This window comes from Algiphilus aromaticivorans DG1253, from assembly GCF_000733765.1.
In the GTDB taxonomy this organism is placed as follows: domain Bacteria; phylum Pseudomonadota; class Gammaproteobacteria; order Nevskiales; family Nevskiaceae; genus Algiphilus; species Algiphilus aromaticivorans.
Genome location: NZ_JPOG01000001.1, coordinates 2,949,466 through 2,966,105 on the forward strand (window position 1 = coordinate 2,949,466; position 16,640 = coordinate 2,966,105).

Consider the following 16,640-nt stretch of genomic DNA (forward strand, 5'->3'; position numbering starts at 1 on the left):
GCCCTTACTCCTCTGCAGAAGGCAGGCTGTCGCGGTAGCGCGACCAATCGGCCAGCAGGGCCGACACGACCTGGTTGCCCACCGCGAAGGCGGCTTCGAGACTGGGGAGGTAGGCGGAATAGCCCTCCTCGTCACGCGCGAGGTTCTGCGCGGCGCTGAGATCGCTCGGCTGCACGGTGAAGTTGCTGCCGGTGCGCAGGATCAGCACGCGATCCGCATCCACGCGTCCGGCGCGGTCGAGATAGTCCAGTGACTGCATCGTTCCGGAGTCCTCCATCGCCGAGGTCGCGAAGCGCGCCTGTCCGTCGCTCCAGTAGGCGATCCACTCGCGCGCCCAGCGGTTGAGCAGCGCGCCGTGCCAGTAGGAAGTCGCCGAGAGATTGGCTCCGACCGTCACCGAAGGGGCGCCGCGCGCCGCCTCGTGACCCTCGTGGCGGTAGCGGCTGCGCAGCGCCTGCATCGCCTCGGTATCCTGCAATTCGGTGTCGCGGGTCAGCGCGTAGGCCCATTCGAGAAGCTGCGGATTGAGCTGCCAGACTCGGGCCTGATCGTCCGGCCGGGGCGGCTCGAACGGCACATCGCGACCGTAGGGGATCGTGCCGGTCGACCAGTCGGAGGGAATCTCGCGGGCGTCGATGCGATAGGCCAGATCGCCGTCTACCACCCAGTCCGTCCAGACCGCACTGCCCACTGTGGTGACGGCGGGATCGACGCCGGAAATGCCGGCGATCAGCCAGTAGGCCTGCGACAGATCGAAGCGCGGGTCACTGCCAAGCGCCATGATGGAGGCCGCCGCACGCGCCGTGCCCTGTCCGGTGACGGTGGCGATCACGCCCGCATCGGGATCGGCAACGACATCATGATGTGCCGCCGGCAGCGGATAGACCGTGTCGAGACCGAGGCGCTGCTTCCACAGCTGCAACTCGCCCGGCGTGTCGCCGCTGTCGGCGCCGACCTCGAACATGCTGACGATCACGAGCTTGACCGGCATCGGCTCGGTGGCGCCCGCGGACCAGGCAGACGGCACCGGGATCGACAGGCAAGCCAGAAGCAGTCCCACGCGCGCCCTAGTCATCGGTTGATCCCCTATCTCCCGGCAATGCGTCGCGATAGCGATCCCAGTCATCGACGAGGACTTCGACCACCCGGCTGCCGACACCGTGGGCGGCTTCCAGCGCAGAGCGCATGCCCGAATAACCGGCCTGCTCGCCGGCCAGGCTCTCGGCCGCATCGACCCCCGGCGGTCCGAGCGTGAAGTTGCTGACCGTGCGCAGCACGAGCAGGCGCTGCGGGTCCACCAGCCCGGCCTCGCCGAGCCGGCTGAGCGCCAGCGCCGTGCCGGTATCCTCCATTGCCGAGGTCACGAATTCGCCTTCGCCGCCACTCCAGTAGGCAACCCAGTCATTGGCCCAATCGTTGAGCAGCGGGCCGTGCCAGAAGGTCATGGCGGCAAGATGATCTCCGCGCATGACGCGCGGTGGCCGGCGCGCGGCCTCCTGATCGAAGCGCTCGCGAAAGGCGGCCATCGCCTCATCGTCGGGGATGGCGACATCCTTGGTCAGCGCATAGGCCCAGTCGACCAGCCCGGCGTCGAGCCGGAAGTGCTGGTTCTCGGCCATATTCTCCTCGGGCTTCGGCGTCTCGTAGGGCTCGCTCGCGCGCAGCGGTACGTAGCCGGTGGGCCAGCTCTCCGGGATCTCGCGCGCATCGAGCTCGTAGGCGAGATCGCCATCGACCAGATGATCGGCCCAGACCGCCGAGCCGAGCGAGGTGTCCGCCGGGTCGCCACCCGAGATGCCGGCGACGAGCCAGTAGGCATTGGACAGGTCGAAGCGCGGATCCAGACCGAGGGTGGTGATGGTGGAGACGGCGTTCGCCGTGCCGATGCCGGTGATCACGGCGATGAGGCCCCGCTCCGGGTCCGCATGCACATCGCTGTAGGCGGCGGGCATGGGGTAGACCGTGTCGAGCCCTTCCCGCTCCTTCCAGAGCTGGAATTCGCCGGGTTCGTCGCCGCCGAGATCCCCGATCTCGAACATCGTCACGACCACGGCGCGGACCTCCAGCGGCTCGGCCTTCCCGTCGGTGGCGTCGCCACCCCCGGCAGGCGCTTCCGGCGTGCCGCAGCCCGCCAGCGCGAGGGACAGCGCAGCCGCCCATGCCAGGCGACGACAAGACGTTGGGCAGGCGCGCATCAGGCCACCTCCCCGAGCTCGGCGTCGAGGGCGTCGAGCTGGGCATTGAAACGCACGCGCAGGGCGCGTTTCTCGCCGTCGTCGAGCCAGCTGCCGTCGACCGATTCCAGGCAGAAGCGGCGAACCTGTGCCGGGCCATAGTCGAGGGCCGTGCACAGATCGACGAACTCCTTGCCGATGTCGGTATGGAACATGGTCGGATCGTCGGAATTCAGCGTCACCCGCAGGTCGCTCGCGACCATGCCGCGGATCGGGTGCGTACCCAGATCACGCCAGCCGTAGACGGTGGCGGTGGCCGTGGGACAGCAGGTGAAGACCAGCCCTTCATCGCGGGCGCGCGCCACCAGCGCCGGATCATCGAGGATGTGATAACCGTGATCGATGCGCTCGCAGCCGAGCAGGTCCAGGCAGGTACGGATGTTCTGCGGCGGTGCGTCCTCGCAGGCATGACTGGTCAGGCGCAGCCCGCCGGCGCGGGCGGCGCGATAGGCTGCGACGAAGCGCTCGGGGGGATCGGGCGCCTCCGCACCGTCCATGCCCAAGCCGATGAGCTCGTCGGGCCGATGCGCCAGCACCTGCTCGACCATCGCCAGGGCCTCGGCCGGATCGTCCTGGCGATAGACATCCGCAATGAGCCGGCAGTCGACGCCGAGATCGTGTCGCGCCTGGCGGATACCGTCGACGATGCCGTCGACCACCGTCTCGTAGGCGATGCCGCGGCGCGTGTGCAGCGTCGGGTTGAAGAACATCTCGCGGTAGACGAGGTTGCCCAGGCTCTGGCCGTCGGCCAGGGACTCGTAGGCCACGCGCGCGAAGTCGTCGCGATCGATGATGGTGGTCGAGACGAGCCCGAATATCTTCAGGAACTCCTCAATGGTGTCGTACGCGTAGAGTGCGTCGACCTCCTGCGTGGGCAGCGCCACGCCGTGCTTGCGGGCCAACTCGGCGAAGGTCGCCGGCCGCACCGTGCCTTCGAAATGACAGTGCAGCTCGGCCTTGGGAACGCGTCTCAGGTAATCCTCGTAGCGCACAGCTCTTCTCCGCATGATGTGAGGGAGTCGCCACAACCTCCTGCCGGCAGAGGGCGCGGGATCATCGAGCACGGGGAGGGGGCACAGAATGGGCGTGGAGAGGGACGCCGTGTCTGACCGGGGGCTGCCGATGCCCCCACCCCGCGCTTCATGATCCGGCGTCCTCCTGCCGGCGTTCGACGTGAGCGATCCATTGCCGGGCGCGCTGCGCCGTATCGCCGTAATCGGCGGCACGCCGCATCGCCTCCAGGCCCTGATCAAAATTCTCGCGCTCGACATGCGCCATGCCGAGCAGCATCCAGGCGCGACCGGGCGAATCGAGCCCGCCGCGGTTCAGCGCCGCCTCGGCGCTGCGCGCGACCTCGGCCCAGGCGTTGTCCTCCATGTAGAGACGCGCCTGGCGCAGCTCGTACTTGCCGCTGCCGGTCATCTCGGCGAGACGCTGGTAGGTGGCGATCGCCTTGTCGCGCTCGCGGGCACTGGCCCAGGCCTCGGCCAGCATCTCCAGGTTGCGCGCCGTCTCGGGAATGCGTCCGGCCGCCATCTCGTCTTCCAGCACGCGCGCGGCGTGGTCGGGAAGCTCGATGCTGAAGGCGAGACGCACCAGATTCATCAGCTCGTCTTCCTCCTCGAGCAGACCGCGGCGGTGCGCCACCCGGAGGATCGCGTGCGCCTCCTCGTGCCGATCGAGATTGATGTAAATGCTGGCGAGCTGCTGCCAGTAGTTCACCTTGTCCGGCCAGAGCCGCACCATGCGCTCCAGGGTGCTCGCGGCTTCCGAATAGCGCCCGGCTTCGAAGTAGAGCGCGAGCAACAGCTGGTAGTAGGACTCGTTGGCTTGGTCCTCCAGCTCGATGGCCTTGCGCAGCGCCTCGATACCGGCGCCGTATTCCTCGAGCTGGGCGTGGATGTTGCCGAGCAGCGCGTAATCATCGGCACCCGGCGAATCGGCCCCCTCGAACCAGCGTCGCAGCGTGTCGCGCGCCTCGCGCAGCCTTTCCTCGCCCGCATAGAGACTGGCCAGCGTGCGAAGCACCTGTTGCTGGGGTTCTTCCGGCAGGATCTCCAGCGCCAGCGCTTCGCGAAAGCTCTCGATGGCCGCGCCGTAGTCATTCTTGCCCAGGTGGGCATAGGCCATGGTCTGCAGCGTCACCGCGCGATCGTAGTCGCGGTCCTCAAGCCCGGAGAGCAGCTCGCGCATGGCCTGCAGCGCGTCGTCGTAGCGGTCCTCGCCCATCTGCTCGCGGGCATCCGTGAGCGTGTTGTAGGTGGACTGCGCCAGCTTGGGGGCTTCGTCATCGGACTGCGCGTGGAGGTGCGTGCCCGGCAGCAGCAGGACAAGCAGCAGGGCGTGCCGCAGGAAGGTTTTCCGCCGACAAGATCTCTTCATCGGATCTACTCCAGATTGAAGCGGATGGTCTGACGCGCCCGGCGCGCGACCTTCTCGCCACCCACGGACTTGGCCTCGAATTTCCAGCGCGACAGGGCGTGCACCGCCGAATCATTGAAGATGCGCCCCGGCTCGGCATCGACGACCTCGATGTCGGTCACCGAGCCGTCCGCGCGGATCGTGAACTCCATGGTCACGTAGCCCTCGAGCTTCGCCTGCCTGGCACGTCGCGGGTAGTTCGGAGGCACCCGCACCGTGGCAACCGCCTCGGTGTCGATGCCACCCATGCCGGATCCGCCGCCGGCGGCGAATTCACCGAGGTAGGGGCCGCCGTCGATGTTGGTGGGGACATCCACATTCGGCATATCCATCTGCGGCATGTTGGCCTGAGGTTGATCGACAACGGAGGCCGCGTCATCGGGTGGCGGCGGCGGGTCGTCGGGCGGGTCGGGCTCGTCGGGCGGCTCGCGTCGATCGCGTGTACGGGTCTCCTGCTGATCGCGGTCGAAGCGGATGAAGTTGATCGAGGCCTGTTCGTCGGCCTCCTCCAGCCCTGCGTCGTGCGAGCTGATCATGGTCATCATGATCAGGAAGAGCGCACAGGCGACGAAGATCCCGCCCGCGACGGGCAGAAGCCCGCGTAGGAAGTTCTTTCTATTCATTTTCCGCGGCGATCGAGATGTTGCTCGCGCCGGCAAGACGCGCCTGATCCATGGCCTCGATGAGCGTGCCGGTATCCGCTGCCCGGTCCGCGACCACGACCACCCCGGCCTCGGGGTTCTCCGCGAGCATGCGCTCGACACTGGCGCGCACGGCCTGGACCTCCACCTGCCGCCGGTCGATCCAGATCTCGCCGTTCTCGCGGATACCGATGAGGATGTTCGCCTTTTCCTGCTGCTCCGCCGTGTCGGCAGAGGGGCGAATCACCTCGATACCGGTCTCCTTGACGAAGGAGGTGGTGACGATGAAGAAGATGAGCATGATGAAGACGATGTCCAGCATCGGCGTCATGTTGACGTCAGCTTCTTCCTGCTGAGAGGTGGCGCTGTAACGGCTACGCATTGGAAGTCTCGTCGAAGAATGAGATGCGGTCGGCAACGATCTGGGCCCGGAGGTGGGCCTGGCGCTCCAGGCGCACGCTGAAGTAGAGCCCGGAAAGGGCCGCGACCATGCCGGCCATGGTGGGAATCGTCGCCGCGGAGACGCCGCTGGCCATGGCCCTGGGATTGCCGGTACCCATCACCGCGAGCACGTCGAAGACCTGGACCATGCCCGTGACGGTGCCCAGTAGCCCGACCAGCGGCAGCACCGCGATCACCGTCTTGAGCAGCGGGATGAAGCGCTGGAGATCCAGCTCGATCTCGGAGATCCAGGCCTCGCGGATGCGGGTGGCGTACCAGGAGCGCTTGTCCGCGCGCTCCCGCCAGGCCGCCGTCACCTGCTCCAGCTGTCGCGGATGCTGGAAGCGGAAATACCAGATCCGTTCGAAGATCAGCGCCCAGAGCAGGCCCGTGAGAAAGAGGATCACCCACAGGACATCACCGCCGGCGGCCATGAAGTCCTGCATCCGGGAGATGAGGAGGTTCAGCTCATGCATGGCCGTGCGCCTTCTCCGCATGCTGGGCGACGATGCCGCTGGCCTGATACTCCAGGGTCTGGATGAGCTTGCGGCTGCGCCCGGCCAGGATGCTGTGCAGGAGAATCAGCGGAACGGCCACGACGAGGCCGAGCACGGTGGTGACCAGCGCCTGCGAGATGCCGCCGGCCATCAGCTTGGGATCGCCGGTGCCGAAGAGCGTGATCGCCTGGAAGGTCGCGATCATGCCGACCACCGTGCCGAGCAGGCCGAGCAGGGGCGCCACCGCGGCGAGGATCTTGACCGTCGACAGCCCGCGCTCCAGCGGCGGGGCATCGGCGAGGATCGCCTCGTCGAGCTTGAGCTGCAGCGTCTCGGTATCGACGTCCTGGTTCTCGTAGTAAGCCGTCAGAACGCGGCCGAGGGGGTTCTCGGTGTTCGGATGCTCGATGTCCTTGCGCTGCAGGCGTATGCGCCGCTCGATGCGGCCCAGCGACACGAAGCGCTCCAGCGCAATGAGCAGGCCCACGAGGCCGATGAAGAGCACGACATAGCCAACCAGCTTGCCCTGCTGGATGCGCTCCAGCAGATTCGGCTTCTGGATCAGCAGGCCGAGCACGGCGCCGCGCGAGGGGTCGACGACGCCGCTGACAAGGCGCGTACCAGGGTCGGCTTCCGCGACATTCCCTGCGAGCGACTGCCAGCGACCGTCGGGCTGGCGCGGCAGCATCGACAGCTCCTGTGTCTCGGGCGTGAACTGCAGGAAGCGCTCGCCGACCATCGCGTTGAAGGGCCCGACGCGGGTCACGTCGGCCTGGGTGGCCTCACCGTCGGCCTGGATGATCTCGGCCTCGTAGCTGGCAACCTCGCTGGTGGCGACCATTTCTTCCAGCATGGTCGTCCACAGCCAGTCGATCTGCCCGATGGAGGGCAGCCGGTCACTGCTGGCCAGCGTCTGCAGGCGTTCCAGGCGCTCCGGATACTGGCTCGAGATCAGCGAGGAGCGAATCGTCGAGCGGGCATCGCCGGCAACCTGGCGGATGACGCCGAAGACCTCGCCGAATTCGCCGGTACGTTGCTCGAGTTCGGTCTCCAGCTCGGCCAGCGATTCCTCGTTCGCGTCAAAGGCTGCCTGAAGCTCGTCCCGACGGGCGCGCGCAGCGTTGCGCTCGGCGACCGCCTGGTCGCGCATCGCCTGTCGCTCTTCCGTGCGCTCGAGGAATTCCTCGATGCGCTCGCGATCGCGCTCGGCTTCCTGCGCCCGAGCCTGACGCAGCTCCTGCAGGAGCGTCCCCATGCTGCCCTCCTGGGCCCGGGCTGAGGAGAAGGGGGTGGCGGCGCTGGCGAGAACGGCGCCTGCGAGGAGCAGACAGGAGGAAATGCGCATGGCGGAAGTCTTGCGGGGGAGGATTGGGTGGCGGCTCATTGCGATGCCTCCGGCACGGAAAGCGGCACGCGCAGCAGATCCGGTGGCGCCTGCTCGGAAGCGATGCTCAGCCCCTGCTCCATGGCCGCGCGATAGTCGCTCTCCAGGGGCTCCCAGGAATCGCTCATCGGATTCCAGCGGCCGGTGCGCTGGCCGTCGAGGGTCTGGTACATCAGAGCGACCCGACCGACGCGCAGGAAGCGCACGGAGCGTTCGCTGCCGTCGAGTTCGAGCTTGCCGCGATAAGTCTCGATGGTGCGGCCGTACTCCATCTCGTCCTGATAGGTCGCCATGATCTGGCGGAAACGCTCGGCGGTGGAGACATCCGCGCGGTCCATCACCTCACGCAGCTCGGCGATATCGCTCTCGCGCTTCTCCGGCAGGAAGGGAATATCGCGCTCGACGAAGGTCTCGAGGGCATCCAGTGCGCGCAGCATCAACGGAACGAACTCCTGCTGCGTCTCGTCGATGGTGCCGATCTGCTCCTGCATCGATTCGATCTCTTCGCTCTGGGATGCGACGAGGCGCTCGAGCTGATCGTTGTAGGTCTTCAGGCTGCGCGCTTCCTCCCGCGCGTTGCGGTACTCGGAGAGCATGGCCTGCGCCTGCTCCGACAGCTCGTCGATGCGGCGCTGCGTCTGCTGCCCCGCGTCGTCGATCGACTCCTGCATGTTCCTGGCGCTGTCGAGGTCGTCGGGGAAGGCCGGCCCGACGGCAGCCGTCGCGAGAACGACTGCCGTGAACGGCCGGATGATTGATTGGATGCCTCTGGGAAACCGCACGATGGAGGTCCTCCTGTAGTGGGGTGACGATCAGCCGAAGTCGTAGCGAACCCGGAACTCGAAGGTCCGCGGAAGCTCGGGGAGCACGACGACGTCGCCGAAGATGTCGGGGAAGAGCGAGCGGAAGTAGCGCTCGTCGAGGGCGTTGTTGACGGTGGCCTTGGCGCTCCAGGCGCCCCGTGTGTAGCCGACCGAACCCGTCACCAGGTAGGCCTCTGGGAGCTTCACGGTCTTGCCGGCACCGGAGAAGGTGTCGTCGTAGTAGCTGACGCCCAGCGATCCGTTCCAGTTGTTCCAGCGATAGTTGCCGAACAGGCTGGCGACGTACTCGGGCACGCCGACGCGCTCGCGGGCGATCTCGCCGGTCAGGGTGGTGCCGATCGTGCCGCCGTACTGCTGAGCCGGATCGAAGCCGCTCAGCGCCGGGCTGGCGAAGACAAAGCGCGGATTGGCCGGGTCGTAGACCGTCTCCTGCTTGGTCAGCGCGCCGGTGAAGCTGAGGTTGTCGGTGGGCACCCAGCGCACTTCCAGCTCCTGACCCGTGCCCTTGGTGGCCAGCACCGTGAGCGTCTGGGTGCTGAAGCTGCTGCGCTTCTGCTCGTAGTCGGCGAGGCTCATGTAGAGCCGGCCATTGAAGAAGCTGCCCTTGATGCCGAACTCGCGCAGTGTCGAGTCGTCCAGCGCGCCCGATTCGATGGCATCGGGCGAGACACCGCCGGTCTGGTTGGTGATCAGCGTGCTCTGCTCCGAGGCCGTGAAGTAGGGGCGCAGGCCGAAGGGCAGGTCGTAACTGATGCTGACGTTGTAGGAACCCGCCTTGTACTCGTCCTGAAGAAGGCGCCCGCTACCGTCGGGCAGGCCGTCGCCATCGGCATCGACACGCTCGTCCTCGACCGCTTCCAGGTCGATGTAGTCGTAGCGCCAGCCGAGGAGCACATGCAGATCGTCGAAGAAGGTCAGATCCGTGAGCAGCGCGACGCTCGGATTCCAGAAGGTCGAGGTGTGGAAGTTGTTCCAGGGATTGACCGAGGAATCATTCAGCGAAGTAACCACGCGGTCGTTGGGCGTGCCTTCCGGCAGGGTCAGGTCGCGCCGATCGAGGTACTCCCACTCGGTATCGCTCTTGTCCTCGGCGCGATAGAAGCGCACGGCCGGCGCGATGGCGCTGCTGGCGCTCATCCAGCCGAAGTCGGCGGTGTGCTCCAGGATGAACTTGTTCTCCACCGACAGCGCGTTGTTCTCCTGCGAGAAGGCGTAGGAGGCCGTCTTGCTGCGGTTGAGATAGTCGACGAAGGTCTTGTTCTTCAGCGTCAGATTCGGCGACAGATTCGTGATGATGTCGAAGAAGAAGGCCGCGCTATCCGACTCGATGCCGTCGTCGACATCGACCAGCACCTGATGCGGCGACAGCTGCACCTCGCGCACGGTCGCCGGGTCCAGCGCGAACTGGGGTCCGAGATCGCCGCCATTGCCGCAGCAGGGGCTGAAGGCGAAGAGGTTGCCGGCGTCAAGAATCTCCTGCGGCGTCATCGCGTCCCCGGAGGCGATCTGCACCTCCGGCTGACCGGCGAGATACGTGCCGTTGTCGATCAGGTCCTGGGTGATGCGGTTCCAGCCCGCGATCTCGGTCCCTTCGTAGCGCTGGTACTGCTGACCGAAGGTGATGCGGGTGCGCTCGGAGATGTCGAAATCGAAGGTCGACTGCAGGATGATCTGATCCTGGAAGCTGTGGCGGTAGTAGCTTCCCGAATCCTCGACCATGCCGTAGACGAAGTAGCCGCCGGTGTTGCCGGCCACCGTGACCGGGCCGCCGACTTCGGCGCTGGTGATGAACTTGCCGTAGGAGCCCAGCGTCGTGGAGAGGCTGCCCGCCGGATTGTTCAGATAGCGTCCGGTTTCGGCGCGGGCGGATTTCGGGATGAAGTTCAGATAACCGCCGACCTTGCCCGGCCCGAAGATCGGTGACGACGGGCCGCGCACGACATCGACGCGATCCGAGGCCGCGATGGGGGTCGGGTAGTTGCCGGGATTCTCGATGCGCTTCATGCCGCGGAAGTAGGTGTCCGCGGGCGAGCCGCGCACGTCGAGACTGCCGGCGACCCCGAAGAAGGAGCTGGTGTAGGTGCCCGGCGAAAACTTCACCAGGTCGTTGATGTCCTCGGCGCCGTACTGGTCGAGCAGCTCGGCGCTGATGGAAGTCGCCGAGCGCGGCGTTTCCAGTAGCGACTTGCCCGTTCCGAAGATCGAGTCCACCGGCTCGCTGGGAATGATGCTCAGATCGTCCTGCACCTGCTCGGTGGTGACGTATTCCTGCATCTCGCTGACATCCTCTTCACCTTCTGCTTCTGCCTCGGCTTCCTGGGCTCCGGCGGCGAAGGGCAGCGCCAAGAGCGCCGTCAGAAGGAATCGCTGCACCGCCCCTTTGCGGCCTCGATGGCCGTGTATCCGTGAAATCCCCATTTCGTACCCCTGTTAGCTGATAGTCGAGCTGCACCATCGAGCGCCCGTGTCAGAGACGGTGAGTGACGGTGTCCGGGGTACTAGAAAGCAACGGCCGTGCCAGATGCTCATCCATCTGTTTTAAAAGTATTTTTTCGGATTATTACTGCGTTGCAGCACGAAAGAAGCACCGTTGTGTTCAACGTTGTGTGCAATTGCACAAGGAATGTGCAGCGCTGCTTCGGATTGGAGCCGGGACAGCCGAAAAGATTGACGCTGGCGTCAACATCGGTCTTACGCAGAGCGCCGGTGGTGCTGCGACCAGGAGCGACGGCTCCGAGACCTCAGTCTGTCGCCGTCCGAAGCGATCGGACAGCGGCCAGGGGATCGGCGGCCCTGCGGCGCGGCATGAGCGGCGAGCCCGCATGCCGCGACGGCGCGCTAGGGCATCCTCTGCACGCGATCGCGATCCGGCACTGCGCGTGGAGCTTCGGCCCGCAGGTAGGCGGTAACGGCCTCAATATCGCCGGGGCCGCGAGCGAGACGGGGTGCGGCCTCCAAGACCTCGAAGCCGTCACCACCGCCGGCGAGGAAGCTGCTCGTGACAACCCGGTAGCGCGCATCCTCGCGCAGCGGCTCGCCGCCCACCCGGATCGAGCCAGGGATCAGCGCATCCGCCGCATCGGCGTTTCCGCGCCAGGCATATTCCAGACCGCGCGAGACCTGCAGCAGGTGCCGGCTGCCGTCGGCCCGCCATTGCCGGGCGAGCAGCGCGCGCAGTTGCGCAGCCGTCAGTTCCAGGAGCACGACCTGATCACCGAAGGGCAGAACCTGCTTCAGCGCACCGAAGCGGACAACGCCGGACGCCCCCACCAGCAGATCATCACGGATGCCGCCGGAGCCGAGCACTGCGAAGTCCGGGTCATGGCCGGACATCGCGGCCAGCAGCGCATCCGCAATCAAGGCGCCAAGCGACGACTGGCCAGCGTCGTCGGTCGCGCGCGTCAGATCGCCCGCGACGCGTCCGACCTCGCGCTCGACGATGGGCGCAGCCAGATCCCGATAGCGCGCAACCAGCGCGCCGACTTGCGGATCGGCCGCAGCGGCCAAGAAAGGGGCCGGCACCGGTGCCGTGTCGTTGATGACCGGAAGATTCTCGGCCTGGCGGGACAGCACGCCTCCGCTCAAAGGATCGACCTGCAGCCGGATACGGGTCAGCAGGCGTCCGTAGGAACCGGCACTGGTGAGCAGCCGGCCGTTGCGCTCGCAGACGTAGCGCTCGTGTGTGTGCCCGGAGATGACGATCTCCACGGCCGGGTTCAGCGCGTCGAGAATGGGCACGACGGCGCCGCGCAATCCCGGGCAGGCGCCCCCGCCTTCCGCCTCGGCTTCACCACCTTCGTGCAGCAGCGCCACGATCAGATCGGCACCCTTGGCTTTCAGCTCCGGCACGAGGGCATTCGCAGTGGCAGCCTCGTCGGCGAATCGCAAGCCAGCCACGGCCTCCGGGTTCACGATCTCGGGGGTACCTTCGAGGACGAGGCCGATGAAGGCGATGCGCAGACGCTCGCCGCCCCCCAGCGGCACCGTCTCGATGGCATAGGGCGGGAAGAAGCTGTCCTCGGCCCCCTTCTCGAAGACATTGGCCGCGAGGTACTGGAAGCGCGCGCCCGCGAAATCACCGTCCACGCAGCTGCGCTTGTCCGGCAGATCGGCGCAGCCGCCCGACTGCAGGCGGCGCAGCTCCGCCGGCCCCTCGTCGAACTCGTGATTGCCCACGGCGGCGTAGGCCAGCCCCATCAGATTCAGCGCCTCGATCGTGGGTTCGTCGGCGAACAGCGCCGAGATCATCGGCGAGGCGCCGACCATGTCACCGGCGGTGACCAGGAGGCTGCGCACATGCTCGGCACGCAGGCTCTCGATCGTGCCGGCCAGCCAGGCCGCGCCGCCGGCTGGCAGCGATACGGTCGCACCCGCGTTGCCGGGATCGGGCAGCGTCAGCGCGCCGGGCGGCTCCAGGTAGCCGTGGAAGTCGTTGAAGGCCAGCAGCTGAACCGTCACCGGCTCCGCATCAGTCGAAGGGAGTGTCTCGCGCGCGGCGCATCCGGCGATCAGCAGCGCGACCAGCAGCAGCGCGCCCCGGCGATGCCCATCCCGAACCCTCACGACCCGGTCAGCGCCTCATCCAGCAGCGCGGCCAGACGGCGGCCGGCGCGCTGAAGCTGCACCACTGCGATCGACTCGGCCTGCCGGCGATAGCCTTCCTCCAGCACATAGATGCCGTCGGCGCCGGGCGCCGGGAGGCTGCCGTAGGCCGCACCGCGGCCCAAGGCGTAGGTCTGCTCCGCCCAGGCGCGCGGGTCCGTGCCGAGCACATCCTCGCCGTCGACGACCGCGTCCTCGGCAGCCAGCACATTGGCGAGCGCGCTCGGGCCACCCTCGATGGCGGGCACGAAGACCGTGTCCCAGTAGTAGTGCAGCGGCGCCGGCTCGCCGCCGGGCAGCCGGGCGATCTTGTCGTTGCCGCCGCGGTCGCCGTCATCGGCCGAATGCAGCGGCTGATGCAGATCGCCGACGAAGTGCAGCAGGAACTTGAGGGCGAGCCGTCGCTCGCGCTCCGGCACTTCGGGATCGGCCAGCTCGGCGCGGAACTGCGCAATCTTGTCGATGACGCAGGATTCGGCGGGCGCCTCGGAGGCCCACTTGCCTGCGGGCACGGGTGGATGCCCATGGCAGGCGGCTTCGATGTCGGGCGCATCGATGTCGATATTCGCGAAATGCCAGCTGAAGCTGTGCGCCCAGCGGTCGTCTTCTTCGTCGTCGCGCACCTTGTCGGCCCAGGTTGCAGCCGCCACGAGACCGGCCTCGTCGGTATCGAGGAGCGCCTTCGCGGCCTCCAGTGTCTCCGGAGCCATCGCCTCGACGGCAATCCACACCACGGTCTCGTGCCCGAGCTGCCCCCATGCCGCCGCGCCTTCGCAGAGCAGCAGGAGCAGGGGAGTGGCCAATTGCCGCTTGCCGAAACGTCGCATGCCGATCACCAGAAGAAGACGCGCTCGACGACCCAGTAGACACCGGTCAGGCCGATGAGCAGCGAGCCGGGCACGACGACGTAGCGCCGGTAGCCGGAGCGATGACGCATCCAGCCCACGGCCAGCCAGGCCAGCGCGAGCACGGCGAGCTGCCCCACCTCGACGCCGACATTGAAGCCGAAGAGGGCCGGCAGGAACTCGCCGCGCGTCAGCTCCAGATCCATGAGCGCACCGGCGAAGCCGAGACCGTGCAGCAGCCCGAAGCCGAAGACGACGGCGAAGCGCCATCGGCCGCTCTCGCGCCCGAGCAGATTCTCGAAGGCGACGTAGACGATGGAGGCCGCGATGAGGATCTCCACCCAGCGCGCGGGCAGCGAAACCAGGCCGTAGAGCGCCAGGCCCAGGGTCAGCGAATGCGCCAGCGTGAAGCCGGTGACCTGTCCCAGCAGCGGCTTCCAGCGCGCGCTGTAGAGGAAGAGGCCGAGCACGAAGGCGATGTGGTCGAGACCCAGCGGCAGGATGTGGATGAAGCCCTGGTGCAGGAAACGGCCGATGACCGTGGTGACCGGGTCGCTGCTGGGCAGCGCCGCCCCCGCTTCACCGGCGCCTTCGGCCGCCGCGCCGGCCACCCCGATCGGCACCGGATCGCTGTCCTCGCCGTAGGTCAGCCAGCGCGTTCGCTGATGGCCGGCGGCGGGATTGCGCGTGACCAGCACCAGCGGATAGCGCAGCGTCAGCTCCGGATCCACCGACAGATTGAAGTGCTCGGCGCCGCGCGGAATGATCCCCTGCAGCTCGAAGCGCGTGCGCTTGCGCTCCCAGTAATCGCGGAAGCCTTCCAGGTCGAGCTCGGGAAATCGCACCGCCTGCACCACCGGCGCCACCTGCTGGCCGTCGAAGCGGAAGGCGATGCCCTCGAAGAGCTCCGCGCGCAGCGCCGCGCGCGCCGGATCGCCCGCCTCCGCCTCGGCGAGGGCATGGTAGGCCTCGGCCGAGCCCACCACCGAGGTGAGGTCGCTGCGGAAGACGGCGGTCCAGGTCTGACCCGGCCCGAGCGTGACCTCCAGATGGCTGTAGTCGAGCGGGTGGGCCGCCACGACCGCCGGTGCCATCAGCAACAGCACCGCGGCCGCCCGGCGCCACAATCGCGCCAGCCGCTGCCGCTTGCCGGGGGTATCCGTCGTCAGCATGACGCTCCGCTCAGAAGGAGATGCCGAATTCGCTCTCGCCGTAGGTGTAGGTCTCCGCCTGCACCGACGCCAGCGGGCTCTGCCAGTCGCTGCCGCCGTAGCGCTGCTCGAAGGCCGCGACTTCGCGGGCGTAGTCCTCCAGCATGCGCTGCTTCACGGGCTCCGGAGCGAAGGAATGCTGCAGGCTGTTGTGGCCGAGCTGCACGACCTCCTTCCAGCTGAGGTCGAAGTAGGTGACCGCCGTGTAGTACTCGTCGGTCATGTTGGTGTCCCACATGCCACGGTCGTCGGTGTTGAGGTTCACCGGGATGCCGGTACGCAGATATTCCGGGAAGGGATGGACCGACAGATCCGGCGTGTATTCCAGCAGCTGATTGCTGATCAGCTGGATCTCGACCATGTAGGGGCCGTGCCGCATCAGCAGCATGGTGTCGTCGTCGGTGATGAGATCGACACCGTGGCCGATGCGCTTGGCACCGAGCAGCAGCGTCTGGCGCACATGCTCCGAGGGCTCGTCGACCTCGCCGGCGTGGATCGCCAGATCCACGCCACTGTACTTGCGGCGCATCTCGCGATAGGTCTCGAGGAAGCGCAGCGGGTGCCCCTTGTCGTTGTCCTCGCGCCCGGCCATGTTGATGCCCACCCAGAGATCGTCGTACTTGTCGACGAAGGCGTAGGTATCGCGCAGATCCTGCTCGGCGTCGGGACGATAGCGGCCGATGGTGTAGAGAAAGCGCACCGTCACTCCGGTGTCCCGCGCGTCGGGCTCGGCCATGCGGTCGCGGTACATCTGCACGACCTCGGCGGGCGGAATGGGCTCGCCCTCGGGGGTGACGAAGCCGCGCGCGCTCGCCTGCAGCTCAAGATAGCGCACGCCCTCGTGGCCGAAGCGCTTCATGTTCTCGACCAGCATCTCGGTGACGATATAGGGGTTGCGCCGCAGGTCGGCGATGCGCTCGCCGGTACGCTCGAAGAATTCCCAGCGACCCTCGCCCTCCCGGTCCAGGCGCAGGCTCGACAACCATTCCCGCTTCTCGTCCTCGTCGAGCTCGGCCAGCCGCTCGTACTCGCTCTTCCGACAGTCGCTCAGCGACTCAAAATGCGAGGCCTGGATGGTGTGGTAGTAGATCAGGTAGGGCTCGCCGGGATCGACCGGCTGGCGCATGGCTTCGCGGCAGTCGGCGATCGATGTCTTGGTGTAGTAGACATAGCCGCCATTGCGCTCGGTGTCGACGGCCACCTCATGCCACCACTCGGCCCGGTTCGATCCGCCGAGATGGTTATGCAGGTCACCGCCCTTGGGCAGGTCGTAGAGGAAGCGATAGAGCTGCTCGGCGCTGGCCGAATCCTTGATGACCTCGAAGCGTTCGGCGAAGTCCGGGCTTGGCGTGAAGCCACTGCCACTGGCGGCAGCGGCGTCGGTCGCGCTTGCTTCGTCGCTGGCACTGGCGGCGGGTGGCTGCTGTGCCGCCTTCTCGGCATCGCCGCCCGATGAGCAAGCCGCCAGCGCGGCGCCGAGAACGACGAGGCCGATACAGCGCCGCAGCGGATACGACGAAATCGAATGGGGCATGGATGG

The 16,640-nt window shown here is 67.1% G+C and carries 14 protein-coding genes; all 14 read right to left on the minus strand.

Going from position 1 to position 16,640, the window contains the following annotated elements; all coding sequences use genetic code 11:
* Window positions 1–4: 4 nt before the first annotated feature.
* Window positions 5–1,075 carry a purine nucleoside permease gene (locus U743_RS13735; protein WP_043769031.1) on the minus strand — a complete coding sequence of 357 codons (1,071 nt, stop codon included), beginning with the start codon at window positions 1,073–1,075 and terminating at the stop codon, window positions 5–7.
* A complete protein-coding gene (locus U743_RS13740) occupies window positions 1,068–2,195 on the minus strand; it encodes a purine-nucleoside phosphorylase (protein WP_084191557.1) in 1,128 nt (375 codons plus the stop codon). The genes U743_RS13735 and U743_RS13740 overlap by 8 nt, the downstream gene beginning before the upstream one ends.
* Entirely contained in the window at window positions 2,195–3,226 is a 1,032-nt protein-coding gene (add, locus tag U743_RS13745; RefSeq protein ID WP_052368186.1) for an adenosine deaminase, read from the minus strand. Before add ends, U743_RS13740 begins: the two co-directional genes overlap by 1 nt.
* 148 nt (window positions 3,227–3,374) lie before the next feature.
* Complete coding sequence (locus U743_RS13750) at window positions 3,375–4,616, minus strand: tetratricopeptide repeat protein (RefSeq protein ID WP_043769034.1); 1,242 nt, start codon at window positions 4,614–4,616, stop codon at window positions 3,375–3,377.
* Between the two features lie 5 nt (window positions 4,617–4,621).
* Window positions 4,622–5,278, minus strand: a complete 657-nt coding sequence (locus tag U743_RS13755) for an energy transducer TonB (protein WP_052368187.1) — start codon at window positions 5,276–5,278, stop codon at window positions 4,622–4,624.
* On the minus strand, window positions 5,271–5,678 hold the full coding sequence (locus U743_RS13760) for an ExbD/TolR family protein (protein WP_043769036.1): 408 nt from the start codon (window positions 5,676–5,678) through the stop codon (window positions 5,271–5,273). The genes U743_RS13755 and U743_RS13760 overlap by 8 nt, the downstream gene beginning before the upstream one ends.
* Window positions 5,671–6,213 carry a MotA/TolQ/ExbB proton channel family protein gene (locus U743_RS13765; protein WP_043769038.1) on the minus strand — a complete coding sequence of 181 codons (543 nt, stop codon included), beginning with the start codon at window positions 6,211–6,213 and terminating at the stop codon, window positions 5,671–5,673. The genes U743_RS13760 and U743_RS13765 overlap by 8 nt, the downstream gene beginning before the upstream one ends.
* Window positions 6,206–7,489, minus strand: coding sequence for a MotA/TolQ/ExbB proton channel family protein (locus U743_RS13770; protein WP_198022047.1), 1,284 nt, complete (start codon window positions 7,487–7,489; stop codon window positions 6,206–6,208). The genes U743_RS13765 and U743_RS13770 overlap by 8 nt, the downstream gene beginning before the upstream one ends.
* Window positions 7,490–7,614: 125 nt before the next feature.
* Window positions 7,615–8,400: a DUF3450 domain-containing protein gene (locus tag U743_RS13775; RefSeq protein WP_198022048.1), complete on the minus strand. Its 786-nt coding sequence runs from the start codon at window positions 8,398–8,400 to the stop codon at window positions 7,615–7,617.
* 30 nt (window positions 8,401–8,430) lie between these two features.
* Window positions 8,431–10,815: a TonB-dependent siderophore receptor gene (locus U743_RS13780; protein ID WP_052368189.1), complete on the minus strand. Its 2,385-nt coding sequence runs from the start codon at window positions 10,813–10,815 to the stop codon at window positions 8,431–8,433.
* A 465-nt stretch (window positions 10,816–11,280) separates the two neighbouring features.
* Window positions 11,281–13,005: a bifunctional metallophosphatase/5'-nucleotidase gene (locus tag U743_RS13785; RefSeq protein WP_052368191.1), complete on the minus strand. Its 1,725-nt coding sequence runs from the start codon at window positions 13,003–13,005 to the stop codon at window positions 11,281–11,283.
* The gene (locus U743_RS13790) at window positions 13,002–13,871 is read right to left on the minus strand and encodes a S1/P1 nuclease (RefSeq protein ID WP_043772254.1); all 870 of its coding nucleotides are present in this window, start codon (window positions 13,869–13,871) and stop codon (window positions 13,002–13,004) included. The genes U743_RS13785 and U743_RS13790 overlap by 4 nt, the downstream gene beginning before the upstream one ends.
* A gap of 5 nt (window positions 13,872–13,876) precedes the next feature.
* Entirely contained in the window at window positions 13,877–15,061 is a 1,185-nt protein-coding gene (locus U743_RS13795; RefSeq protein ID WP_052368195.1) for a HupE/UreJ family protein, read from the minus strand.
* A 10-nt stretch (window positions 15,062–15,071) separates the two neighbouring features.
* Entirely contained in the window at window positions 15,072–16,634 is a 1,563-nt protein-coding gene (locus U743_RS13800) for an adenosine deaminase family protein (protein ID WP_052368198.1), read from the minus strand.
* Between the last annotated feature and the right edge of the window lie 6 nt (window positions 16,635–16,640).